This is a genomic window from Pseudomonas sp. IT-232MI5 (assembly GCF_949767845.1).
Lineage (GTDB): Bacteria > Pseudomonadota > Gammaproteobacteria > Pseudomonadales > Pseudomonadaceae > Aquipseudomonas.
In genome coordinates, this window is record NZ_CATKQE010000007.1 from 46,043 (window position 1) to 68,934 (window position 22,892).

A 22,892-nucleotide genomic window follows, 5' to 3' on the forward strand; every position below is an offset into this window, starting at 1 on the left:
ATGAAATGAAAACCCGCCATCACGGCGGGTTTTTTATGGGCCTGCGCAGGTCTCAATAGCCGACGAAGTAATACGCCTGTCGTCCGACCATCATGGTCTTGAGCACTTTCAGTGGGGCGGCGGGTTCGCTGTCGCCAGCCATCACCACGACATGGGATGGCGAGGCCGCGAGGAAATCTCGCAACTGCACTTCGGTATCCAGGCCTTTGAGCACTTGCTGGGTATAGAAGACCGTAGCGCCACCGACCCGCTCATTGGCCTGAAACAGCGCGACTTGATGCCCAGCGGTTTGCAGCGTCTGAATTTCAGCGCTCAACGGCAGGAACGAAAGCTTTTTGTCGGCGTGGGGCAGTGCCCACTGCGCGGCGGCGAGGTAACTGCCGATCACCAGCGTGAGCACACCGACTGCCAGTGTCTGACGCTGCCGGGCGATTCGGCCTACGAATCCATTACCGGATTCGTACTGCTTCAATCGCTCAAACAGCACCCCTGCATACTCCGCAGCGATCACCGCGGCGGCCGGTGTCATCGACATCAGATACACCGTGCGTTTGCTCGACGCCAACGTCAGCATGATGAATTGCGCCACGATCCACAGGCTGAAAAACAGCAGGTAACGGTCGGCCTTCAATTGTTTGCGGAAATGCCAGAGCCCCAGGTACACCAGAATATTCCACGGCAGGAAGGCTTCCGGCAGTTTGGCCAGGTAGTAATAGAACGGTTCATAGTGCCCGGCTTCGACGAACGAACCGCTGAAGCGCCCGACGCTGTTGGTCAGCAGCACCTCTTTGACGGCCTGCGCACCGCCGTGCTGGAAGAGGATGACGAGCCAGATCAGCAGCGGAATCAAACCGACCAGTGTTAGTAAACCCGGGCGCAGCCAGTCGGCGATTTTCAGGCGCTTGTCCATCAGGCTGTCGGCCAGCAGATAGGCGAAAATCACCACGCCCGGCATGGCCAGCCCCAGCACACCCTTGCTCAATGTAGCGATGGCGATCCCAACGACAAACAACAGCGAGTTGCCCGCGGTCGACGCCCGTTGCGCCTGGAAAAAGGCCAGCAGCGCGGTGGTCACGCCGAGGGCGAGCAACGCGTCCTCACCGACCCCGCGCACGTTGCTCCAGTAACTGGCCATGGTCGCGAGCAGAATGCCTGCGGTCCAGGCAATCATTTTCGGCCGCTCGAAACGCCGCAACATGCCGTACAGCAGCATCACGCTGAGTAAGCCCGCCACCGCCGACGCCAGCCGCACGGCCCACGGTGAAACGCCGAACACACGCATGGCGCCAGCATCCAGCCACAGGCTTAACGGTGGTTTTTCCAGAAACGGTTCACCAAACAGACGAGGTGTCACCCAGTCGTCCTCCAGATGCATCTCCATGGCGATGCCAGCCACGCGGGCCTCGGTGGAGCCTTGCAATTGATGGCCGCCCAATGCGAAGAAAAACAGCAGGGCGGCAAGCAGAAACAGCGAAGTGACGGCACGCGACATGGGGTTCAGGCAACCGGAAGGGGCGGGAGGCCTGAGCATACGTCGGCAATCCTGAACAAATTGTGAAGCTAGGCCAGTTGTCGTGACCAACGCTTCTCCGGCGTTTCGAACAGCGGATTGACCAGCGCCGTCAGCACATGATCCTGCCAGCGTCCGGCAATGTTCAGATACGCCTTGGCGTAACCCTCGCGCTCGAAGCCCAGGCGTTCAAGCAAGCGCTCACTGCGCTCGTTGCCGGGAATGTAGTTGGCCATGATCCTGTGCAGGTTCTGTGTGTCGAACATGTAACCGATACCCGCCTCTAGCGCTTCCTGCATCAAGCCCTGACCCTGTTGGGCCTCATCGATGTGATAGCCCAGATAACACGCCTGAAAGGCACCACGAATGATGCCGCTGAAGTTGCACGCGCCGATCATCTGCTGGCCATCCGGCGTCAACAGCGCAAAATGCATGGCCAGCCCGGCCTCGAATGCGCTGGCCTGTATTTCAAGGCGCCGGCGAATCTGCTCGGTGGAAAAATATTCAGTGGTGCGGATCGGAGACCATGGCGCGAGGTGGCGCTGGTTGCGTCGGTAGAACTCGCTTTCCAGCTCGGCCTGCTCCGGTGCAAGTATCGCGAGCGTCAGGCGTTGGCAGGGCAGGGTCAACAGCGGCATCGGGCGCTCCGGCTTGTGGGATCTGCAGGCAGAGTCGCGCAATCACCGGGGTTACGGCAAGTCGTGGCGAAGACAGGACTTTGTTTCAGGCAAAAAAAAGCCCGCAGGAGCGCGGGCGAACCGTAGTTTCTTGAATGAGCGAGCGGACTGTACAAGGGTTGGCCGCGCAGCTGCAGTGAAGAAAAATTCATCTCGATGGGCGGCCCCAATGCAGTCCGATGCACAACCGAACGCTGGATTTTCGCCCGTCAATGGCGGGTTTCAGGCCCGGTAGTGTTCTGTGGTTTCTGCGGATCAAGATTGTCCCGTGCCCGACAAATCAGGATCTCGGCCAGTGCGCTCAGTTGCTTCATCGCCACCGCCACATGGCGCTTGGAGCCGTCGAACTCATCGGCAAAGTTTGCGCTGATGGCCGCGAGGGAATCGAGGATCTCGCTGGCGTGGGTGAGCAGGGTCAGGGTGTCGACATCGTCGCGCACCCTGATGAGTTGATTGAGCGGGATGCTACGGCGCCGTTTGTGCGCTTCGCTGTGTGCGCTGTTATTCGATTGCGGTTGGGTGCTGGACGTTGGCGCGTCGGACGGTGCCGGGCCAACCAGCGAAAGACGGGGGATTTTCTTCATGACGTAGCTCCGTGGAGTGAACATTCACTGCAATTGCGGCTGCCAAACCGTCCGCTGGATGGCAGTGGTCGTGGAGCGTAACGCCCTGAGGAACTGTGCACCAGTTCATCAAAGTCGACGCGTGTTGCAGGAATTTTCCTAGGACGTTCGATGTGGGAAGGCGGGCGTGGCGATAAAACCAAACGGCAGTCGCGGTGATCACGGATAGTCATTTCAAGACGTGTGGTCCGGACGGGAACTCAATACTCCGCCACCTTATCTTCGCGCAGAACCCACCCGGCCTCGCCCGTCACTAACGTGTATTGAACCTGGCGCATCTTCCCCGTGCGGCCTGCGCCTGCATCAGTGCTGTCATACACCGGGAAGCGCTGCACCAAGGCGTTTTCCACCACCGCAAACGAATCCTCGCCCTGATAGCCCTCGGCGATTTTCGGATTGTCGCTGACCGGGCGCAGGTAGATTTCGCTCAGGGATTTCTTGTTGTTGGCTGAATAGGCAATCAGCTCGCCCGGCATGCCGCGTCCGGGAATGCGGGTGAAAACGTAGATTTCGGGCGAGCCGTCGTTGTTCAGGTCGCCAATCTCGGCGCGAACGATATCGCCCTTGAGCGGCCGGGTGATCGCGCTGTTGTCGATTTCCAGGCCTTTGGGTTCAATGCGCAAAACGGCTTGGCGATGGCCCTGTACACGGCTGACATGAAAGCGGATGCCCTGCAATTCCAATGTCTGCTCGAACGGTTTCGTCCCGTCCACCGCATCGGCAGTGGCGAGCCTCAGAGACAACGCATAGTTGGCGACTTCATTGCGCCGTGCCGCATTGCGCATGAGGTATACCTGAACGGTGTACTCGCCATCGGAAGGTAAGGTGCCGGAAAAGTGATTGCCCATGATCGAGCCGTTGAACAGTGCGTAATCCGCGCCCTTGGCAGTAATATTGAAGTAAGCGGAGGTGTTGGATGGTTTGAAATCGACGGTGAGCATCTGGCCGGTCCTGGCGTTGAATCGGTACTCCGCCGTTTGGTCACCCTTGATCGACTGTTTGCGCTGGACACTGTCCGCGCTGGTTGTGAAAGCGATCGGTTCGACGCGCACAGCGCCAGCATCTGCTGCGTGGACAGGCAGGGAAATCAGTGCCGCCAGCGTGGCGGCGATCCAGATCTTCATCTTCAACTCCATTCATCTCGATGTTTGCAGCATAGAGGCTGCGTCGAGCCAGCGTCATGAAGTGCGAGGATTAAATGTTGCTGGATTTGAGCGTGTGCTTGAAGGGGCGGCCAGCGTTGGATGTTCGATCCATCAGGAAACCGTTCACATAATTCTCACCTGAGTTCTGCCATGATCATCACCGGCATTCCATCAGCCCGAGTGAGTGATTCCGTCATGAATGTGAGCGTTCTCTACGCTTTGGTTGCGGCAGCATTGTTTGGCGCCAGCACGCCACTCGCCAAGCTGTTGGGGGTACAGATTTCACCGATTCTATTGGCCGGGTTGCTCTATCTGGGCAGCGGGCTGGGTTTGACCGTCCTGCGTTTTGCCCGCGATCGAGGCTGGCAGCGCTCCGGACTCGGCACCGGCGAATGGCCGTGGCTGGTCGGCGCCATCGGCTTCGGCGGTGTACTGGCGCCAGTGGCATTGATGTTCGGTTTGACCAGAACGTCCGGCGCGAGCGCGTCACTGATGCTCAATCTGGAATCAGTGCTCACGGCGCTATTGGCGTGGGTAGTGTTCAAGGAGAACGCCGATCGGCGAATCGTGATCGGCATGCTCGCCATCGTGGCCGGCGGTGTCGTGTTGTCATGGCCGCAGGAGGCCGTGTCGGCGCAGGACTGGACAGGGCCGCTCGCCGTCGCCTTCGCCTGCTTTTGCTGGGCCATCGACAACAACCTGACGCGTAAAGTGTCTGCCTCGGATGCACTGTTTATCGCGGGCAGCAAAGGTCTTGTGGCGGGGTTGGTCAACTGCGGCCTCGCCTTGTTCATCGGCAAACAACTGCCCGCAGCCGACTCGCTGGTGCCCATCCTGCTGGTCGGGTTTCTCGGTTACGGCGTCAGCCTGGTGATGTTCGTCCTCGCCCTGCGCGGGCTGGGCAGTGCGCGCACCGGCGCGTACTTTTCCACCGCGCCGTTTCTGGGCGCAGCTATCTCGATTCTGCTGCTGGGCGAGTCGGTGTCGCTGATGTTCCTGCTCGCAGCAGCGTTAATGGCTGTGGGGGTGTGGATTCACCTGATGGAAAACCATAGTCATGAGCATCAGCACGAACGGCTCGAACATGAGCATCGCCATACCCACGACGAGCATCACCAGCATACGCACGGGGCTGACTGGGATGGAACGGAGCCGCACAGTCATCCGCATGTGCATACGCCGATGCGTCACCGGCATGCGCATTTTCCGGATGTGCATCATCGGCATGAGCATTGAGGTGTGTGGGGAGGGATTGGTTTTTGGCGGTAGGGGCTGGATGGGACGACCAGATGCGACAAAGCCCGCACTTGGCGGGCTTTGTCGTTGAGAGTTGGTGGAGCCGGGGTAATCTGAATTGGGTTCTTAGATGTTTGATTTATTTGACTAATGTGAGTGTGTAAATTTCTTTGGAATACCAACTGGAATACCGCGAGGAGTTGGATTGAGCAATATGCTTCGTATCCGTATCTTTCCGAGGACGGCCCAAAGCAATCTCTGTTTACTCGAAACCGGGCAAGCTAAGCATGCCTCCTGAGGTGCGCTTGCCAAAGCCGCTGGGCATGAGGATTTTGTGCTTCTTTATCTCTTCAAGTACCGCCAACCATTCGGTTTTTCCAAAGCGCAGCTTGGTGTCGTTCCAGCTATGCATGACTTCGTCCACGATTGCTTCATCGGAAACCGGGCGGACTTCGAGGATAAAGTCGTTCCAGGCGGCATAGAGCGTTACAGTCATTTCGCAACGATCCGTATCCCAGTCCCGCATTAGCTCGATCACCTGGTCAATGGTGACGCGCTCAACGGCCGACCAGGTGCTGCTATACGCCTGCCGATGTTGCCCTGCTTGGGAAAGCGGGCGGTAAGCATGGCCAACAGGCTCGCGCTCGACGCGCTCGTACCACTGTCGGTTTTGCAACTCACTTTCGATCTGATTCATCAACAGGCGATCGTGGGGACCCGCGGCATCGCGCAGGTAAGCGCCCTGGATAGCGGCAAGCTTAGCTGCATGCTCGGCCAGGTAAATCACTTTCTGTAGCTTGCGTTGGCCGAAGGTACGTTGGCTATGTAGCCGGTGAGTGATTTCTGCTGCGAGTAGGGTGCGAGCTATTTTCCGATCGGTGGCCATTGGAGCCTGCTGGCCATCTTCGGTAAGGGCTCGTTCGACGAGGGTGCTGGCCAACTGTTCGTTGAGCTGTCGGGCCTGGGTTAGGCGGGTTTTGAGTTGGTCGCAGAGGATCATCAGTTGATCGACTTTGGCGACGATGCGGTGTTGTTCAATAACTGGCGGCAGAGGAAGAACAGTCTCTTTAATTTTTCCCAAATTCAGATTCGGCTGCGCACCCCCAGCCGCGAGCAAACGAATATCGTCATAGCTCTTAACGAAGAAATATTTCACAAAACGCCGATGCGACTCGTCTTGATCAAGCAGCTGAATTGCGGCACATGCCTGATTCGTACAAGCATCTATCAAAAGCTCAGAAATCTGCCCTCGTGTTTTTCCTTGACCGTACATGGCGATGATCAGCGTATGCGGTGGGTAAATGGTTAGGTTTGTCTCCGTTAGTGCAAGAGGCGCAACCTTCTGCTCTGACTCATGGATATAGTCTTGCGATGTCTCGCCGCTTGTCACCCAGTTAATCGTTGCTGGCGCAAAATACTTAGGATTTGTTCTGAGTGGGGTTGCGCCTGTTCCTACTTGCGCAATTTCCTCTAAGCGTACCCACTCCCAGTTTTCCGGTAATTCAAACGATTTTTCAGTCTCCGTGATCGGTGCTGGCTGCCTTTGTTTCTTGAGCGTGCCCTCCGCTATCAGCCGCGCTTTCTCTTCTGAAATCCTCTTCAGAAACTTGCTGGCCGGCTCATCGCTGGGCTCTTGTGGAACTAGTTTGCCCATCAAGGCCAGTTGCAGCATTGTTTGCTTGAGGGCGTCGATGCTGGGTTCGGTGGTGAATAGGATGTGGAAGTGTTCGACCAGGCGCTGCCAGTTGGTGGCGAAGTCGATGGCGTCGCTAGCTTGGGTCAGACTGCCGAGCAGCGCTTGCACGAGTTGGGCGTGGGCGTTTCCGGCGTCGGCCTGCTGGGCCTCCAAGCGGTCGCACAGGGCCATCAATTCATCGACTTTTGCGACAATGCGGTGTTGCTCGTTGAGTGGAGGAACTGGAACAAACAGGCGGGGGATGTCACCTAGATTTAATTTGTTTGTATGGCTGCCTCCAGCCTTTATCTGATCGTACTGGCGATACATCAAGGGACTTGATAGCACGCAGTGAAAATACCGAGAAAACTTTGTTTTCTTAGGCAGTTTCAAGAGACCAACACTCACGAATAAGCTGAAAGGAACATCAGTATCTACGATAGTTGGCCGTCCAAGCGTACCAATCCGGCATAGCAAAATGTCTCCCTGTTCAGGATTGCAGCGCGAATTTATTGCTATGTGCTCTTCTTGTGAAATGTATTTGCAATCATCAAAAGAAATAGTTTTCCCATTAATGTCTTTCACAGAAATGAATGGGATGCCCGAGCTTATATACGTGGGCGTATGATGGGTCCCATCAGTGATGAGCAAGGTCAGCGTCGCTGTACTGGCCCACTCCCATCCTGCAGGCAACTCAAAGAGTTGCTTTTCTTCAGCCATCGCTGACAGTGATTTCTGCTTCTTGATTTGGCCATCAGCCATAAGCTGCGCCTTTTCCTCGGCTATACGCTTAAGCAACTCGCTGGCTGGTTCATCATTCGGGTCTTGCAGCACCAACTTGCCGCGTACTGCCAGTTCCAGGATTAACCCACGTAGTTTCTTAATGCCGTTGGGCGCACCGGCCAGGAGCGGCAGATTGTCGGTCAACAATACTGTCATGCCTGGCGCTCCAGGGCTTCGGCCAGCACAGCTTTAAGCTGGTCGCGCAGGTCGCCGATTTCGCCTTGCAGACTGGCGTAGTTGCGCAGCAGTTCGTCAAGATTGTGGTTGGTCTGCTCATCTATATGCGGGTTCTTGCAGTCTAGGTTCCACTTACGCGCCTGCAGTTCTTCGACGCTTACCTTCCAGGTAAATTCGTTCTCCACCCGTGTGGTAAAGCCATCGACCTCGCTGCCCCACCAGGCTTCTTCCACGGCGAATTCTTCGATGCGCATGGGGCGGGTCTTGGAGTAATTCTTAACCCCGGCCGGGTACTGGTGTTCGTAGAACCACACCTGTTTGGTTGGCGTGCCCTTGGTGAAGAACAGCAGGTTGGTTTTGATGCCGGTGTAAGGGTTGAATACACCGTTGGGCAGGCGAACGATGGTGTGCAGGTTGCACTCGGTCAGCAGTTTTTCCTTGATGCGGCTTTTGATGCCTTCGCCAAACAGAAAGCCATCGGGCAGTACCACAGCAGCGCGGCCACCGTCTTTGAGCAACTGCATGATCAGCACCAAAAACAGGTCTGCGGTCTCACGAGTGCGGAAGGCCGCAGGGAAGTTGGTTTCGATGCCGTCTTCTTCCATGCCACCGAACGGCGGATTGGCGACGATGCAGTGCACGCGCTCACTCGGTCCCCAACTGATTAGCGGTTTGCTGAGGGTGTTGTCGTGGCGAATCTGGTTCGGCACTTCGATGCCGTGCAGGATCATATTGGTGGTTGCCAGCAGGTGCGGCAGCGGCTTTTTCTCCACGCCAAAGATACTGGCCTGGAGGGTGCGTTCGTCTTCGGCGGTTTTTACATAGCGGCTGCGTTTGTGTTCGATGGCGCAGGTGAGAAAGCCGCCCGTGCCGCAGGCCGGGTCCATAACTTTTTCGTCCAGCTTGGGGTCGACCATGCGCACCATAAATTCGGTGACCGGGCGCGGGGTGTAGAACTCGCCGGCGTTGCCCGCGTTCTGCAGGTCGCGCAGCAGTTGCTCATAGAGATTGCCGAACTCGTGGCGTTCCTGGGCCTTGTTGAAGTCCACACCCTCTTGAATCTTGTTAATCACCTGGCGCAGCAACTGCCCGGACTTCATGTAGTTGTACGCATCTTCAAACACGCCGCGCACCACAAAGGCGGAGGGCGTGTTGCTGTACTCGTGCAGGTTCTGTAGCTGGGGGAACAGGTTATTGTCGATAAAGTCCTTCAGCGCATCGCCGGTCATGCCTTCCGGGTCGGCGGCCCAGGTGCGCCAGCGGCAACTGTCGGGAATGGGCGAACGATAGCTGTCGTCCATCAGCTCCCATTCCAGCTCGCGGTCATCGAAGATCTTCAGAAACAGCAGCCAAACTAGCTGGCCAATGCGCTGGGCGTCGCCGTCTACGCCAACGTCTTTGCGCATGATGTCCTGGATGGACTTGATGGTGGAGCTAATGGACATGAAGTTCTCTCAACGCATACCGCAAGGGGGGCGAAATTCTACAGGATAGTGTGGACAGCTGCTTTGGCAGGTCGTCGGTAGTTAGCCGTCAACTGGCATAAAGTTCGTCTTCCAGCTCGTGGATGGCCTGGTTGTAGCCAGCCTTGCCGCCGAAGGCTTTGACCAATTCCATGGGCGCACCGAACTGGCTGAAAGGGTCAAGCTGGAGGATTTTGATGTCCTCGATATGCTCGATACCGGTATCGGCATATTTATCCAGCAACGCCTCCAACACTTGGCGGGCGGCGCCGGAATACTTGGCGAAATAGTTGCGCTTTTTCACCTGCTCGGCTCGCTCGCGGCGTGACAGGGCGGGCTGATCGAAGGCGACATGGCAGATCAGATCGAACGGATCGAGCGGTTTACCCTGTGTCTTCTCCACTTCCTCGGCCAAGGCTTCCCACATCACACCTTGGACGGCCATTTCCTCGATGATGACTTTCTTTTGCTCGGCATCACTCCAGCACCGGAGGAAGTCATCCAGGGAGGTGAATTGCTTTTTTACACAGGTGCGGGTGTAGTCGTGGAGCGATTCGGTGATGAGTCGACCATCCGGGCCGTAGTACTGCACGCGCTCGGCGACGACGTAAATCGGGACGGTATCGATCACGTACTTGATGCGTTTTTTGCCATCCTCCTCGCCGGTAAACTCCAGTCCATCACCGTTGTTATCGCCGCCTGCGATGATGCCGTCTTCATCTCCCTGCGGATCGTCTGGTGGCACGGGCGAGTCATTAGCGTCGGGGGCGAAGATCACCACTGGATCACCATCGAAGGCCGGGTCAGCAAATAGCTCGGTAGCTTTTTTGAAGTCCATGATGGTGAACCAGTACTTGCCGTAGTCCTCGTTAATGCGAGTGCCGCGACCGATGATTTGCTTGAACTCGGTCATCGATTTGATGTGCTGGTCGAGCACGATCAGCTTGCAGGTCTGAGCATCGACGCCGGTGGTCATCAGCTTGCTGGTGGTGGCAATCACCGGGTAGCGCTCTTCCGGGTTGATGAAGTTATCCAGCTCGGCCTTGCCTTCCTGGTCATCGCCGGTGATGCGCATGACGTACTTGCGATTCTCGGCCACACGCTCGGGGTTGAGGTTGACCAGTGCCTGGCGCATGCGCTCGGCGTGGTTGATGTCGTCGCAGAAGACGATGGTTTTCTGAAATGGATCGGTGGCCTTGAGGAGTTCGGTGACCTTCTGCGCCACCAGTTGGGTGCGCGCCTCGATAACCAGGGTGCGGTCCATGTCCTTGAGGTTGTAGATGCGGTCTTCGATCAGTTCGCCATTCTTATCGAGCATGCCTTTGGGGGGCCGCCAGCCTTGCAGGTCTTTATCGAAGTCGATGCGCACCACTTTGTAGGGGGCGAGAAAGCCGTCCTCGATGCCTTGCTTCAAGGTGTAGCTGTAAATCGGCTCACCGAAGTAAGTGATGCTGGAAACCTCTTTGGTTTCCTTCGGTGTGGCAGTGAGGCCGACATGGGTGGCGCTGGAGAAGTAGTCGAGGATTTCACGCCATGCGGAATCCTCGGAGGCGCTGCCACGGTGGCATTCGTCGATCACGATCAGGTCGAAGAAGTCGCGGGAGAACTGCTTGTAGATGTTCATCTCTTCATCGGTGCCGGTGACGGCCTGATAGAGCGACAGGTAGATTTCGTAGGAGGTATCGATCTGGCGTTTGGCGATTTTGGTCATCGCCTGGCCGAAGGGCTTGAAGTCGTTGTTCTTGGTCTGATCGACGAGGATGTTGCGGTCGGCCAGAAACAGGATGCGTTTCTTCTGTTTCGATTTCCACAGCCGCCAGATGATTTGGAAGGCGGTGTAGGTCTTGCCGGTGCCCGTAGCCATCACCAGCAGGATACGGTCTTGGCCGCGCGCCACAGCCTCGACGGTGCGGTTGATGGCATTCATCTGGTAATAGCGCGGCATGCGCCCGGAGCCGTCGTCGTAGTAGGGCGCTTCGATCTTGTGTTGGGCTGTTGTATCCAGCCCCTTCCACTGGCAGTAGCGGTGCCAAAGTTCGGCAGGGCTGGGGAATTGATCAAGGGTAAGTTCGGTTTCTACCTGGCCGCCTGTGCCACTGCGGTCGTGAAACAGGAAGCCATCGCCATTGCTGGAGAACACGAACGGTACGTCCAGCGCCTCTGCATAGCCCAGAGCTTGCTGCATGCCGGAGCCAACGGAGTGCTTGTTGTCCTTTGCCTCGATCACAGCGATAGGCAGGTTGGCCTGGTGGTAGAGGATGAAGTCTGCGCGGCGTGCTTCCCCACGGCTGTGAAGTTTTCCCCGGACGATAATGCGGCCTTTGGTAAAGCTGACTTCCTCGCGCACCTGCTTGTGCATGTCCCACCCAGCTTGTTGAACAGCTGGGGCGATGTACTTGCTGCAGATGTCCCGCTCGGAAAGCGACTTTTTGTCCATAACCCCAATTCCCTTTCAAGCCGGCCTGGTCGCTCCATTCCGGCACTGCTGATCGTGCTTGATGGGCGTAAATGTACCTTGTTTGATGATGGCACGGGGGAAGATCAGACTTAGGTGGCTGAAGCTATAGGTAAGATGAGTTGAGGCAATAACAAAGCGAATGTTTCGCGTTGTCCGAATCCTTTATCTAGGATCGTTTTCTGCGGCGGGCTGAAGGTGGCTAGGATGAATAGGGCCACACGCGAATCGTTGGTACTGAATTAACTTCCGTCGGCGTACGTCACCAATTTGGCGGAGCATGTTCGGTCGTTCCCGATCCATGTAGGCAGTTGGATACAGCACCGGATCGTAGGGGATGGCGTCCAGCACGTCGATTCCATATTCGACATAAACACGCTTGCCGAGCGGTGTCAGGGCCAAAGCCTTAATTCGGCGGATATGTTCTGATATGGCTCGGTATCCGTCATGTACAAGCAGGTCGCGCAGGTAATGGTTCGAAGCGCGAAGTGCGATCTTCACCCGCACGGATTCCCTGTGCCGCCGATCCTGCCAGTAAGCAAATAGGTTGAACAGGCGAGACTTTAGGCATGTGATGGGGTCGATGACGGCGACTTGCACGCCTTCGATATCCAGGACGGATAAATACTTGAAAATCTCTTTTTTGGGCGCGCCCCCGACGCTGTCCATTTCCAGGATATCGACGATGACCTCTTTATCGTCAATCCAGTGAATGTACGCGGCGGCAATATTTATTGTGTTGTCTTCCATCTTCGCTTTGCGAAAAGGGACGCCCATCATGCGGGCGCAATAATCAACAGAGTTGGGTTTGCCGATAAAGTCCAAGTCATCGCTGGTGACGAATCCGACATCCTCACCTGTCATTTCGTCGATGAGGTATTGTCGGGCCCAAAGCGTAAGCGATTGCCCGCCAACGATCACAAGGCCGTAATCGGTGACAGCTGATTGAATTGAGGGGCGGTAGACGCGCTGAATTAGATCGAGCAGGAAAGCGAAGAGCTCTGAGCGTTCAAGTAGGGCGAACGGAGCGTCTTCGTCTACCGTTTCGGGCATCAGTTGCTTAGCGCAGAGAATCGTTGTGGGCGAGCGATTGAAGCAGAGTTGCCACGAAGGGCGGATTTAGCACGGGCAGCAGCCATTTCAAGCATCTGAGGGTCAGCTGAATAGACAGCATCAACCTGGCGGTCACGTGAGCTACTTTTAAGGCTCATCATTTCCGCAAAGCTAAGGTCTTTTGAATGCTGGTGGCCGCTGATCATGGCAAAAATACCCATAAGGGTGGAAATATACTTGGGTTTGAGACTAGCACATTCAGTTGGCGCATTTACAGGTGAAGGGCTGTAAACGCAGAGTGTCCTGACGAAATGCATGCTAATCATGACGCCTAGGCGCAGGGCCGGCAAAGCCGGCCCTGCGCCTAGGCGTCAGTTTAACGAAATATACGGGAAGCTGTTAGCAGAGATAATCATCTGTCAAGCGGAATGTCAATATGGTGGGCGAAACCACTGGCTTGGCTGAGTGCGTCGCTCCTAGCAATCTTATGATGAGTCTGTTCCTGAATTTCAGGCACAAAAAAAGACGTCCTAGGACGTCTTTTTTATAGAGTTGGTGGAGCCGGGGGGATTTGAACCCCCGTCCGCCAGTACTCCGCTGTCGGTACTACATGCGTAGCCGTTTCTATTAAGTTAACCCTCAGCGACCCGAAGGGCAGGGTGCTTTGGGCGAGTTGTGTAAGTTTTAGCCGCTTCGTCCACAACGTACTGCACGGCGATTCTGTTCTATATGACAATCATTTTGGGTTTACAGACATCCCCTGATGATTGCTGGACCCGAAGGTACCAGGAGCATTGTCAGCTGCAATTAAGCAGCGAGAGCAACACCGTATTGGTCGTCATTGGCAACTATAAGTAGTTGCAACAGTGGATTTACGACTTCTGTTACCAAGTCGGCATGCACCTAAAGTTTCGCAACCGGCGTCGAATCCTAAACGGCCCCGAACTCGTTGCTCAGTACATCTGTTTGAGCAACAAGCCTGCGCAGTGTACGCCAATCAGCCCGTAAGGCCAACCCGAAGGTTGGCCGGGCTTTGATCAATTGTTGGTGCCGGCTGCTTTTTGAAGGTCCGAGATGAGTTGCGAGGTTTCCGCAACGCAGTTATCGATTTGACCTTTGGCCTTGAGGTCGTGGGCTCTGGTCACAGTGGCTTCAACCTTCTGGCTCACTTCTGGCTTCGCTGACAGCTGACCCTTCATATTATTGATGGTCTGAATATTCGCATCACACAGGTCAGCAGGCTTGTCCGCGGCGAACGAAGTGGACGCCATCATCGATGCAGTAACGAACAGACCTAACAGTACAGAACGTTTCATGTGTATCTCCTTGAACCGAGTGGGTCCAGACTTCGCTGGCCGTCAGGACGGGCAACCGTATGGAAGAAAAACCCCGATCAGTCGGGGTTATTCTGTGGACTACAGTCGAACTCAAGGGTTCTATTTTTCTTCAGCAGGCCTTCGCCCGGGTCACGCGATCCACCAGATAGACCAGCCCGTGGTAGTCGATTCCGCCGTGTTGCGTCAGGCCGATCTCACAGGTGCGACTGGTGGAAATCCCCTCGCTGCAATGCTGCACCGCATCCTTTAGCGTGCGCAGCGAGTGGCTGTTCAGCTCCGGCGTGGTGAAGCCTTTGTCGCCGGCAAACCCACAGCAGTGAATGCCTTCCGGGATCACCACGTTATTGCTGCACTTGCGCGCCAGATCGATCAACGCCTGGCTTTCGCCCAGATGCTGCGTGCTGCAGGTCACGTGTACGGCAATCGGTGCGTCTTGCGGAGTGAAGTCCAGTCGATCAAGAAGGTGCGTACGGATGAAGCGCACCGGGTCGTACAGATCCAGACGGGTTTCTCCTACGTCCTGAACCAGGCGCAACGTACACGGACTGGTATCGCAATAGATTGGATCAAGTCCGCCGCGACTGGCGTGCAACAGGGCGCTGATCAACTCCTGACGCTTGTGCTCGGCCTGTTCGGCGTAGCCCTTGGAGGCGAAGGGCTGACCGCAGCAGAGGTTGTCCTGATTGTCCGGGAAGACCACCTGGTAACCGGCCTTTTCCAGCAGTCCACGGGTTTTGTCGTAGAGCGACACTTGCTCTTTATCACCCGCCGCCGGACCCATGACTCGCGAGACACACGCTGCGAGATACACCACACGCGGACGTTCGTCTGAGACGCTGGGGCTGAAGCGAATGGCCTTCTCTGGCTGCGGCATCGCATTCGTCCACAACGGCACTTGGCCCTTGGACAGGCGCGTAATGGTTGCAGAAAGTTTCGCCAGACGCGGTGCGCCAAGCATCATCCGCGCACCGTTGGCCACGTGCAGGGTAAAACGGGCGCCTTGCAGAGTCTTGGCGAAATTTCCTTCAATCCAGTCAGCGGTTTTCTGATGCGTAGCGTGTCGGCCACGCAGCTTTTTCACCAGCTCGCCGGTATTAATTCCTACGGGGCAACGTTGCGCGCACAGACCAGTGGCGGCGCAGGTTTCGATGCCTTGGTATTCGTAAGCTTTTTCCAATTCTGTGGTGTCGACGCCCGCACGCTTTTTCGCCTGAATATCGCGCCAGATCACAATACGCTGGCGCGGACTCAGGGTCAGTCCTTTAGATGGGCAGACCGGTTCGCAGAAACCGCACTCGATGCACTTATCCACAATCTCGTCAGCCGCCGGCAGCGGTTTCAGATGCTTGAGGTGGATCTGCGGATCTTCGCTGAGCACTACGTCCGGGTTGAGAATCCCGTTCGGGTCGAGCAGACGTTTGAGCTGCCACATCAACTGATAGGCGTCGCTGCCCCATTCCAGTTCCACGAACGGCGCCATGTTGCGCCCGGTGCCGTGTTCGGCTTTCAGCGAACCGCCAAACTCCACCGCGACCAGTTGCGCGACGTCGTCCATGAACGCTTGATAGCGTGCGACTTCTTCCGGGTTGTTGAAGCCTTGGGTGAAGACGAAGTGCAGATTGCCTTCCAGCGCGTGTCCGAAAAGGATCGCTTCGTCGTAGGCATGTTTGTCGAACAACTCGATCAAGCGATTCACGCCGATTGCCAACTGGTCGACCGGGAAGGTCACGTCTTCGATGATCACCGTGGTACCGGTTTTGCGCACCGCGCCGACAGCGGGGAAGGTGTCCTTGCGGATGGCCCAGAGCTTGGCGTTCTCGGCTGGGTCTTCGGTGAAGTCGACCTGCTTTTCCACCGGGAAGCTACTGAGCGACGCCATGATTTGCGCCAGTTGTTCCTGCAACAAAGTAGAAGACGCGGCGCGGGATTCGATGAGCAACGCGCAGGCATTGTTCGACAGCTGCTGTACGAAAGCAGGCATGCCCGGTTTGTCCTGCACCGAACGCAAACTGCGGCGATCCAGCAGTTCTACGGCGGATACCGGTTGGCTCTTCAGTACGGTGACGGCGTTGCAGCAGGTTTCCACATCCGGGAAGACGATCAGCGCCGACGCCTTGTTCGGGTGATCGATCACCGTGTCGTAAGTCACCGCGCTGATGAAACCGAGGGTGCCTTCGGAGCCGACCAGCAAGTGGCTCAAGATATCCACAGGCTCATCGAAATCCACCAAGGCGTTGAGTGACAGGCCGGTGGTATTTTTCAGACGGTATTTGTGGCGGATTCGTGCAGCCAGTTCGGCGTTGGCGCGGGTCTCGCGGCCCAAAGTCGCCAAGCGTTCGAGCAGATCGCCGTGACTGCTGCGAAACGCTGCAACACTGGCAGCGTCTTCGGTATCGAGTCGCGTGCCATCGGCCAGTACAAGACGAATCCCGGCCAGTGTGTGATAGGTGTTTTGTGCCGTGCCGCAGCACATGCCGCTGGCGTTGTTTGCAACAATGCCGCCAATTTTACAGGCGTTGATCGACGCCGGATCAGGGCCGATCTTGCGGCCAAACGGTGCGAGCCATGCGTTGGCCTGTGCGCCGATCACACCAGGTTGCAGGCGGATTTGCGTGCCTTGGCCACGAATCTCGCGCGCGTTCCAGTTATCCCCAAGCACGATCAAAACGGAATCGCTGATCGCCTGACCAGAGAGACTGGTGCCCGCTGCACGGAAGGTCACTGGAACATGGTCGCGCTGAGCCAGTTTCAGCAGGGCCACGACTTCGTCCTCCGATTCGACGCGGATTACCAGTTGCGGAATCAGTCGATAAAAACTGGCGTCGGTGCCGAAGGCCAGAGTCGATAACGGATCATCAAAGCGGCGCTCCGCCGGAATCAGTTGTTGCGCATCACGCAGAAAATTAGCCGGAAGCGTCATTGGTCCTCCAGGATCAGCACCACCAAGTCTTTCGGGCCGTGGGCTCCGTAGGCCAGCACTTGTTCAATGTCGGCGGTTTTCGACGGGCCGGACACCAGCAACGCGTTGGTCGGCATGCCTTGCGCCCATTCGAATTCCTGCTGCACTTGATAGAAGTTGTCGCGGATTTCACTGGCCTTTAGCAGGGCAAAATGCACCGGTGGCACCAGACTCATCAAACGCGGTTCTTCGCGGGTTGGCCACATGATCAGGCTGCCGGTAGCGGCGATTGCACCGAGGGTGCCGGTGAGACTCGCCGGAGTGTCGTTGAACAGCTCGGCTTTCCACTCTTCCATCGGCCGGTCGTAGGATTTCAGTGCTGGCAGATCAGGATTGTTCGCCCAGTGCTGTGTGATTTTCTGCCCGTGCGCGGTAGTCGGTGCAATCAACAGGCTCGGCAACTGACGGTCGCGCAGTAATTGCGCAAGCAACGCCGGCCATGCTTCGCCCGAGGTCAGGTGGATTTCGGTGTGCACTGCTTCCATCAATTTGCGCAGTTGCGGAATGCGTTGTTCGGCGCTGTAGGTGTAAGGCTGCGTCACTAGATCGACGTCGAAGTCGTCGGCAATAGGTGTGGTCCCCGTCAGACTTTTCCGCAGTTTGCCGAGGATATTTTGCTTGGCGCTCATCAGCGGTCTCCCTGTTTGGCCAGATGCTCGCGGGCCATGTCGTGCAGTGAGCGAGCGGCAGGTTTCGGCGCGCTGTGGTTTTGCGTCCACGGGCCGACGTTACTCGGGGTCAGGGCACGCAGGCGCGTGGCGAAGAAACCGAACAATCGATACAGCGTTGGAGAGCTGTTGAGCCTGGCCCAGGCGTTCCAGATGAAGCGTTCTTTGCGCGAATATTTGCTGCCCTGACCGCGCATCACTTGATTCGGGCTGTCCGGGGCTTTGACGTTTTCTTCGCGCAGGCGACGCAGGATCGCCGGAATCGGAATTTTTACCGGGCAGACTTCACCGCAGGCACCGCACAGCGAAGAGGCACTCGGGTGATCCGGAACCTTGGCCAAGCCAACCATGTGCGGGGTGATGATTTTGCCGATCGGCCCGGGATACACCTCGCCATAGGTGTGGCCACCGACGCGGGTGTAGACCGGGCAATGGTTCATGCAGGCGCCGCAGCGGATGCAGTTCAACGTCTGGCGTAATTCACTGTCGGCGAAAGCCTGGCTGCGACCGTTGTCGAGCAGTACCAGGTGCACTTCCTGGGGGCCGTCGAGTTCGTGTTCCTTGCGCGGGCCGGAGATCATGTTGACGTAAGTGGTGATCGGAATACCCAGCGCCGAACGCGTCAACAGTGACAGCAGCGGCACCACGTCACGCAGGTTTTCCACGACTTTTTCGATGCCGGTGACGGCGATGTGCACCGGCGGCACGGTGGTGGTCATGCGCCCGTTGCCTTCGTTTTCCACCAGCAGCAGGGTGCCGGTCTCGGCGACGGCGAAGTTGACACCGGAGACGCCGATGTCCGCTTCGAAGAATTTCTGCCGCAGGACTCTGCGACCGATCTGAATGAGTTGGTCAACGTCCTTGGTGTATTCCACGCCAAGTTTGTCGTGGAACAAGGACGCGACCTGACCGGCATTCTTGTGGATCGCCGGCATAATGATGTGTGAAGGCTTCTCGTGGTCGAGCTGGACGATGTACTCCCCCATGTCGGACTCCAGACATTCAATGTCCCGAGCCTCGAGGAAATGGTTCATCTCCATCTCTTCGCTGACCATCGATTTGCCCTTGATCACTTGCCGCGCCTCGTGAGCGCGGATGATCGATAAGACGATGCCATTGGCCTCGTCCACCGTTTCCGCCCAGTGCACTGTCACACCGTTGCGGGTCAGGTTCTGTTCCAGTTGCTCGAGCAGCTCGGGCAGCTTGGAGAGCGCGCGGGCCTTGATCGAATTGCCCAGTGCGCGCAAATGTTCTCTTTCGTGGGCATCACTGAAAGCGGCTGCCCGCTTGACCATCAGTGAGTCCATGGCAGTGCGGAAGTTGTTCCGCAGTTGCTGATCACCCAAGGCATTGTGTGCCCGGGTGCGGAAATCTTCTTCTACGGCGACCGTAGGGATAATCGCGGAAGTGCTCATTGCGCACCTCCGGTTCGTTGCCACAAGAAGCTGGCGAGATGTTGCCCGCGTAGCGCTTCTTTTTGTTTCTCCAATGCGCCGTTGATGTTCATCAAACAGCCACAGTCGGCGCTCAACACCTTGTGCGCGCCGGAATCCTTCAACGCTTTGGTCTTGTCAGCCACCATCGCGCCGGAAATGTCTGGCATACGGACGCTGAATGTTCCGCCGAAGCCACAGCATTCGCTTTCGTGGTCGTGGTTGACCCGTTCCACGTTGCTCAACTGCGCCAACAACTCGCGGCCGTGCAGGTGGGTGTTCATCTCGCGGCGTGCCGAACACGAAGTGTGCAGCGCGACTTTGACCGGTTCGCCGCTGTCCTTGAGCTGCACCTTGCAGACGAACAGCAGAAATTCGGCCAGTTCATAGGTGCGGGCCGCGAGGGCCTGAACCTGTTTTAACGTCTCCGGCTCGTCCTTGAACAAGTCGGCGTAATGCTCGCGCAGCATGCCGGCGCAGGAACCCGACGGCACCACCACCGGATAATCTCCGGCAAACAGCGCCAGTTGCGAGCGCGCTACCGTCCGTGCCTGCTCGGTGTAACCCGAGGTGTAGGCCGGCTGGCCGCAGCAACTCTGCCCTTGCGGATACTCGACCCGGATCCCTTCACGCTCCAGCAAGTGGATCGCGTCCATCCCGGCTTCGGGGTAGAACAGGTCGACCACGCACGTGCCAAACAGGTAGACCCGCGACGGTTTCTCGCTGGGATATTGCCGAGGTTCGGGCAGTGGCGGTGCCACGCGGGTCGCGTTTGGCACGGCGTTATAAAAAAGCTCGCTCATCAGGCGTGTCTCCGGGTGGTCCCGGTTATCCGTCCGCTGAGGCTGCTGAATATAGAGAGCGTTGCTTTCAGCAGCCTTACAGACCGGGTTGTGAATTGCTGACGCCGGCATCACGAACCGGCGTCGGTTTTTTCTGTGTTTCTTGTAGGTTTAGTGCACCAGCATGCCGGTGAACCAGTAAGCCTGAGCCAAGGTGATCAGACCGACAATCGTTGCAAAGAATAGGCTGTGCTTGAGGGTGAAGCGGAACAGATCCGATTCCTTGCCCACCAGCCCGGTCGCGGCGCAGGCCACGGCGATCGATTGTGGCGAGATCATCTTGCCGGTCACGCCGCCGCTGGTGTTCGCCGCCACCAGCAGGGTGTCGTTGACGCCGATCTGGTGTGCGGTGGTCGCTTGCAGCGAACTGAACAGGGCGTTGGACGAAGTATCCGAGCCGGTGAGGAACACGCCGAGCCAGCCCAGGAACGGCGAGAAGAATGGGAACGCCGCGCCGGTTCCGGCCAATACCAGGGCCATGGTCGAAGACATGCCGGAGTAGTTGGTGACGAAGGCGAACGCCAGCACCATGCCGATCGACAGGATTGGCCAGCGCAGTTCGTAGAAGGTTTCTTTCAAAGTGGTAAGACCAGTTTTGAAATTGATCTTCAGTACCAGCATCGAGATCAGCGCGGAGAAGAAAATCGCCGTACCGGTCGCGGAAATCGGATCGAGTTTGAACACCGCGGGTATTGCTGTTGGAGCAGCCACGATCGGTGCGGTTTTGATCACCAGTTGGTCAAGATGCGGGATCGCGAAGTTGAACACCCAGCTGTACATCGAGCCGCCGGCGGCGAACATCGCTTTGAAGGGCTTCAGTGTCCAGATGGTCACCAGCACAGTGAGAATCAGGAACGGCGACCACGCTTTGAAAATTTCCCCGAGGCTGTATGGCGAAGCCACGGTGGTGCGCTTTTGACCGAAACCGCCGACGCTGGCAGTCACCACCGAGGCGGAAACGGCACCGGCGATGTGTTGGCCGGCGGCGCGTTTCGGCTGCCAGACTTTCAGGAACAGGGTCAGCGAGATCAGGCTGGCCAGTGCCGAAGTGATGTCCGGCAGCTCTGGGCCAATAAAGTTGGACGTGAAGTACTGAGTGACGGCGAAGCTCAAGCCTGCAACCAGCGCGGCCGGCCAGGTTTCACGCACGCCGCGCAGGCCATCCATCATGAACACCAGCCAGAACGGCACGAATAGCGACAGCAGCGGCAGTTGGCGACCGGTCATGGCGCCGATCTTGAACGCGTCGATGCCGGTGACTTGGCCGGCAACAATGATCGGAATCCCAAGGGCACCGAACGCCACTGGCGCGGTGTTGGCGATCAGGCACAAGCCGGCAGCGTACAGCGGGTTGAAGCCCAGGCCGACGAGAAGTGCGGCAGTAATCGCCACGGGCGCGCCGAAACCGGCGGCACCTTCCAGGAATGCACCGAAGCAGAAACCGATCAGCAGCACTTGCAGGCGCTGGTCGTCAGTAATCGATAACACCGAACTGCGAATGACCTCGAACTGACCACTTTTCACTGTCAGTTTGTAGAGGAATACCGCTGCGACAATGATCCAGGCAATCGGCCACAGACCGTAGGCAAAGCCATACCCGGCGGCGGCAAAGGCCATGTCGATCGGCATCTGGAACGCGAAGATTGCTACGGCAATCGACAGGGCGAGGGTGATGCTCCCGGCCACGTGGCCTTTGAGGCGGAACACCGCCAGCGCGAGGAAAAAGAAAACGATGGGAATGACGGCCGCAAGTGCGGACACGCCGAGACTGCCGAGCGGGCTGTAGAGCTGTTGCCAGGTTTGCATATGGGGTGGCCCCTAATTGTTGTTGGTCAGGCACTGTCAGCGTTTTTGGATAATTGGTAAGACCAATTTACAATCGCTGTTGGCTAGGGTAAAAGCCTTGATGGCGGTGTGTCAATTTGCCGCCCTAAAACTTTTGTCGAACAAGCGGTGCAGATCGCATCTGATCCGGTTTCGGCAACTGGCGTCTGGTAGGTGTCGAGAAGGCGCCGATAGGCCAGAATAGAGAGCCCGGCGAGCGGTCGGGATCGTGGAGAAATGAGTTATGGGGTTTGATCAGATACGTCAGCGCCGTTTGTCTGACGATATTGTCGAGCGACTTGAGGGGATGATCCTTGAGGGCACGCTGAAGTCCGGCGAACGGCTGCCGGCGGAGCGCACGCTGGCCGAACAATTTGGCGTATCACGGCCATCTCTGCGTGAAGCGATTCAGAAACTGGCGGCGAAAGGGCTGCTGGTCAGTCGCCAGGGCGGCGGCAATTATGTAGTGGAAAGCCTCGGGTCGACGTTCAGCGATCCGCTGTTGCAACTGCTTGAAAGCAACCCCGAAGCACAGCGTGATTTGCTCGAGTTTCGGCACACTCTGGAGGCATCGTGCGCCTATTACGCGGCATTGCGCGCAACTGATGTCGATCGTGAAAGGCTCACCGCAGCCTTCGAAGAGTTGCAGGATTGCTACTCGCGCCACGATGAAGTCAGCCGGGCGGAGGAGGGCGCGGCGGATGCGAAATTTCATCTGGCAATTGCCGAAGCCAGCCATAACGCGGTGTTGCTGCACACCATTCGCGGGCTGTTCGATCTGCTCAAGCGCAACGTGGTTACCAACATCGGCGGCATGTACAAGCAGCGCACGGAAACCCGCGACATGCTGATCACTCAACATCGGGAATTGTATCTGGCGATTATTGAAGGTCGCGCGGAGCAGGCACGGGAAGTCTCCAGTCGACATATTTTGTATGTGCAGGAAGTGCTGGAAGAGGTGCGGCAGGAGGTTCAGCGCATGGCTCGGGCGGAGCGGCGCAAGGGGATGTGATTCTTTAAAGCAAAAGATCG

General features: G+C 57.2%; 16 protein-coding genes and 1 other RNA gene. 2 read left to right on the forward strand and 15 right to left on the reverse strand.

Going from position 1 to position 22,892, the window contains the following annotated elements; genetic code table 11:
• Positions 1 to 52: 52 nt before the first annotated feature.
• The 4 genes from ACM6JQ_RS06765 to ACM6JQ_RS06780 form a co-directional block, all read right to left on the reverse strand.
• A complete protein-coding gene (locus ACM6JQ_RS06765; protein ID WP_414893444.1) occupies positions 53 to 1,492 on the reverse strand; it encodes an ArnT family glycosyltransferase in 1,440 nt (479 codons plus the stop codon).
• A gap of 68 nt (positions 1,493 to 1,560) precedes the next feature.
• The gene (rimJ, locus tag ACM6JQ_RS06770; RefSeq protein WP_414893445.1) at positions 1,561 to 2,148 is read right to left on the reverse strand and encodes a ribosomal protein S5-alanine N-acetyltransferase; all 588 of its coding nucleotides are present in this window, start codon (positions 2,146 to 2,148) and stop codon (positions 1,561 to 1,563) included.
• A gap of 248 nt (positions 2,149 to 2,396) precedes the next feature.
• Entirely contained in the window at positions 2,397 to 2,771 is a 375-nt protein-coding gene (locus ACM6JQ_RS06775; RefSeq protein WP_414893446.1) for a DUF6124 family protein, read from the reverse strand.
• A 239-nt stretch (positions 2,772 to 3,010) separates the two neighbouring features.
• Complete coding sequence (locus ACM6JQ_RS06780) at positions 3,011 to 3,934, reverse strand: hypothetical protein (protein ID WP_414893447.1); 924 nt, start codon at positions 3,932 to 3,934, stop codon at positions 3,011 to 3,013.
• A gap of 216 nt (positions 3,935 to 4,150) precedes the next feature.
• Here ACM6JQ_RS06780 and ACM6JQ_RS06785 point away from each other — a divergent pair, with 216 nt between their 5' ends.
• Entirely contained in the window at positions 4,151 to 5,191 is a 1,041-nt protein-coding gene (locus ACM6JQ_RS06785; RefSeq protein WP_414893448.1) for an EamA family transporter, read from the forward strand.
• A 262-nt stretch (positions 5,192 to 5,453) separates the two neighbouring features.
• Here ACM6JQ_RS06785 and ACM6JQ_RS06790 read toward each other — a convergent pair whose 3' ends face one another.
• The 11 genes from ACM6JQ_RS06790 to ACM6JQ_RS06840 all read right to left on the reverse strand — a co-directional run bounded on the left by ACM6JQ_RS06790 (position 5,454) and on the right by ACM6JQ_RS06840 (position 21,842).
• Complete coding sequence (locus tag ACM6JQ_RS06790; RefSeq protein WP_414893449.1) at positions 5,454 to 7,805, reverse strand: restriction endonuclease subunit S; 2,352 nt, start codon at positions 7,803 to 7,805, stop codon at positions 5,454 to 5,456.
• Positions 7,802 to 9,271 carry an N-6 DNA methylase gene (locus ACM6JQ_RS06795; RefSeq protein WP_414893450.1) on the reverse strand — a complete coding sequence of 490 codons (1,470 nt, stop codon included), beginning with the start codon at positions 9,269 to 9,271 and terminating at the stop codon, positions 7,802 to 7,804. The genes ACM6JQ_RS06790 and ACM6JQ_RS06795 overlap by 4 nt, the downstream gene beginning before the upstream one ends.
• An 88-nt stretch (positions 9,272 to 9,359) precedes the next feature.
• Complete coding sequence (hsdR, locus tag ACM6JQ_RS06800; RefSeq protein WP_414893451.1) at positions 9,360 to 11,726, reverse strand: EcoAI/FtnUII family type I restriction enzme subunit R; 2,367 nt, start codon at positions 11,724 to 11,726, stop codon at positions 9,360 to 9,362.
• A gap of 183 nt (positions 11,727 to 11,909) precedes the next feature.
• Positions 11,910 to 12,797 carry a hypothetical protein gene (locus ACM6JQ_RS06805; RefSeq protein WP_414893452.1) on the reverse strand — a complete coding sequence of 296 codons (888 nt, stop codon included), beginning with the start codon at positions 12,795 to 12,797 and terminating at the stop codon, positions 11,910 to 11,912.
• Between the two features lie 553 nt (positions 12,798 to 13,350).
• Positions 13,351 to 13,739: a transfer-messenger RNA gene (gene ssrA / locus ACM6JQ_RS06810) on the reverse strand.
• Positions 13,740 to 13,834: 95 nt separating this feature from the next.
• Positions 13,835 to 14,113 (reverse strand): hypothetical protein, encoded by a 279-nt coding sequence (locus ACM6JQ_RS06815; RefSeq protein ID WP_414893453.1) that lies wholly within the window; start codon positions 14,111 to 14,113, stop codon positions 13,835 to 13,837.
• 130 nt (positions 14,114 to 14,243) lie between these two features.
• Positions 14,244 to 17,054, reverse strand: coding sequence for an FAD-binding and (Fe-S)-binding domain-containing protein (locus tag ACM6JQ_RS06820; protein WP_414893454.1), 2,811 nt, complete (start codon positions 17,052 to 17,054; stop codon positions 14,244 to 14,246).
• On the reverse strand, positions 17,051 to 17,722 hold the full coding sequence (locus tag ACM6JQ_RS06825) for a LutC/YkgG family protein (RefSeq protein WP_095114212.1): 672 nt from the start codon (positions 17,720 to 17,722) through the stop codon (positions 17,051 to 17,053). The genes ACM6JQ_RS06820 and ACM6JQ_RS06825 overlap by 4 nt, the downstream gene beginning before the upstream one ends.
• Positions 17,722 to 19,176 carry a LutB/LldF family L-lactate oxidation iron-sulfur protein gene (locus ACM6JQ_RS06830; protein ID WP_414893455.1) on the reverse strand — a complete coding sequence of 485 codons (1,455 nt, stop codon included), beginning with the start codon at positions 19,174 to 19,176 and terminating at the stop codon, positions 17,722 to 17,724. The genes ACM6JQ_RS06825 and ACM6JQ_RS06830 overlap by 1 nt, the downstream gene beginning before the upstream one ends.
• Positions 19,173 to 19,997 carry a (Fe-S)-binding protein gene (locus ACM6JQ_RS06835; RefSeq protein WP_007915202.1) on the reverse strand — a complete coding sequence of 275 codons (825 nt, stop codon included), beginning with the start codon at positions 19,995 to 19,997 and terminating at the stop codon, positions 19,173 to 19,175. The genes ACM6JQ_RS06830 and ACM6JQ_RS06835 overlap by 4 nt, the downstream gene beginning before the upstream one ends.
• A 150-nt stretch (positions 19,998 to 20,147) precedes the next feature.
• Positions 20,148 to 21,842, reverse strand: coding sequence for a lactate permease LctP family transporter (locus ACM6JQ_RS06840; RefSeq protein WP_414893456.1), 1,695 nt, complete (start codon positions 21,840 to 21,842; stop codon positions 20,148 to 20,150).
• Between the two features lie 262 nt (positions 21,843 to 22,104).
• Here ACM6JQ_RS06840 and ACM6JQ_RS06845 point away from each other — a divergent pair, with 262 nt between their 5' ends.
• Positions 22,105 to 22,872 (forward strand): FCD domain-containing protein, encoded by a 768-nt coding sequence (locus tag ACM6JQ_RS06845; protein WP_007915207.1) that lies wholly within the window; start codon positions 22,105 to 22,107, stop codon positions 22,870 to 22,872.
• The last annotated feature ends 20 nt before the right edge of the window (positions 22,873 to 22,892 follow it).

Coding starts and splice junctions, on each gene's coding strand:
- ACM6JQ_RS06840 (WP_414893456.1), bottom strand. CDS start 21,842: ATGCAAACCTGGCAACAGCTCTACAGCCCGCTCGGCAGTCTCGGCGTG.
- ACM6JQ_RS06775 (WP_414893446.1), bottom strand. CDS start 2,771: ATGAAGAAAATCCCCCGTCTTTCGCTGGTTGGCCCGGCACCGTCCGAC.
- ACM6JQ_RS06765 (WP_414893444.1), bottom strand. CDS start 1,492: ATGTCGCGTGCCGTCACTTCGCTGTTTCTGCTTGCCGCCCTGCTGTTT.
- ACM6JQ_RS06795 (WP_414893450.1), bottom strand. CDS start 9,271: ATGTCCATTAGCTCCACCATCAAGTCCATCCAGGACATCATGCGCAAA.
- ACM6JQ_RS06835 (WP_007915202.1), bottom strand. CDS start 19,997: ATGAGCGAGCTTTTTTATAACGCCGTGCCAAACGCGACCCGCGTGGCA.
- ACM6JQ_RS06805 (WP_414893452.1), bottom strand. CDS start 12,797: ATGCCCGAAACGGTAGACGAAGACGCTCCGTTCGCCCTACTTGAACGC.
- ACM6JQ_RS06815 (WP_414893453.1), bottom strand. CDS start 14,113: ATGAAACGTTCTGTACTGTTAGGTCTGTTCGTTACTGCATCGATGATG.
- ACM6JQ_RS06830 (WP_414893455.1), bottom strand. CDS start 19,176: ATGAGCACTTCCGCGATTATCCCTACGGTCGCCGTAGAAGAAGATTTC.
- hsdR (WP_414893451.1), bottom strand. CDS start 11,726: ATGGACAAAAAGTCGCTTTCCGAGCGGGACATCTGCAGCAAGTACATC.
- ACM6JQ_RS06820 (WP_414893454.1), bottom strand. CDS start 17,054: ATGACGCTTCCGGCTAATTTTCTGCGTGATGCGCAACAACTGATTCCG.
- ACM6JQ_RS06825 (WP_095114212.1), bottom strand. CDS start 17,722: ATGAGCGCCAAGCAAAATATCCTCGGCAAACTGCGGAAAAGTCTGACG.
- ACM6JQ_RS06790 (WP_414893449.1), bottom strand. CDS start 7,805: ATGACAGTATTGTTGACCGACAATCTGCCGCTCCTGGCCGGTGCGCCC.
- ACM6JQ_RS06845 (WP_007915207.1), top strand. CDS start 22,105: ATGGGGTTTGATCAGATACGTCAGCGCCGTTTGTCTGACGATATTGTC.
- ACM6JQ_RS06785 (WP_414893448.1), top strand. CDS start 4,151: ATGAATGTGAGCGTTCTCTACGCTTTGGTTGCGGCAGCATTGTTTGGC.
- ACM6JQ_RS06780 (WP_414893447.1), bottom strand. CDS start 3,934: ATGAAGATCTGGATCGCCGCCACGCTGGCGGCACTGATTTCCCTGCCT.
- rimJ (WP_414893445.1), bottom strand. CDS start 2,148: ATGCCGCTGTTGACCCTGCCCTGCCAACGCCTGACGCTCGCGATACTT.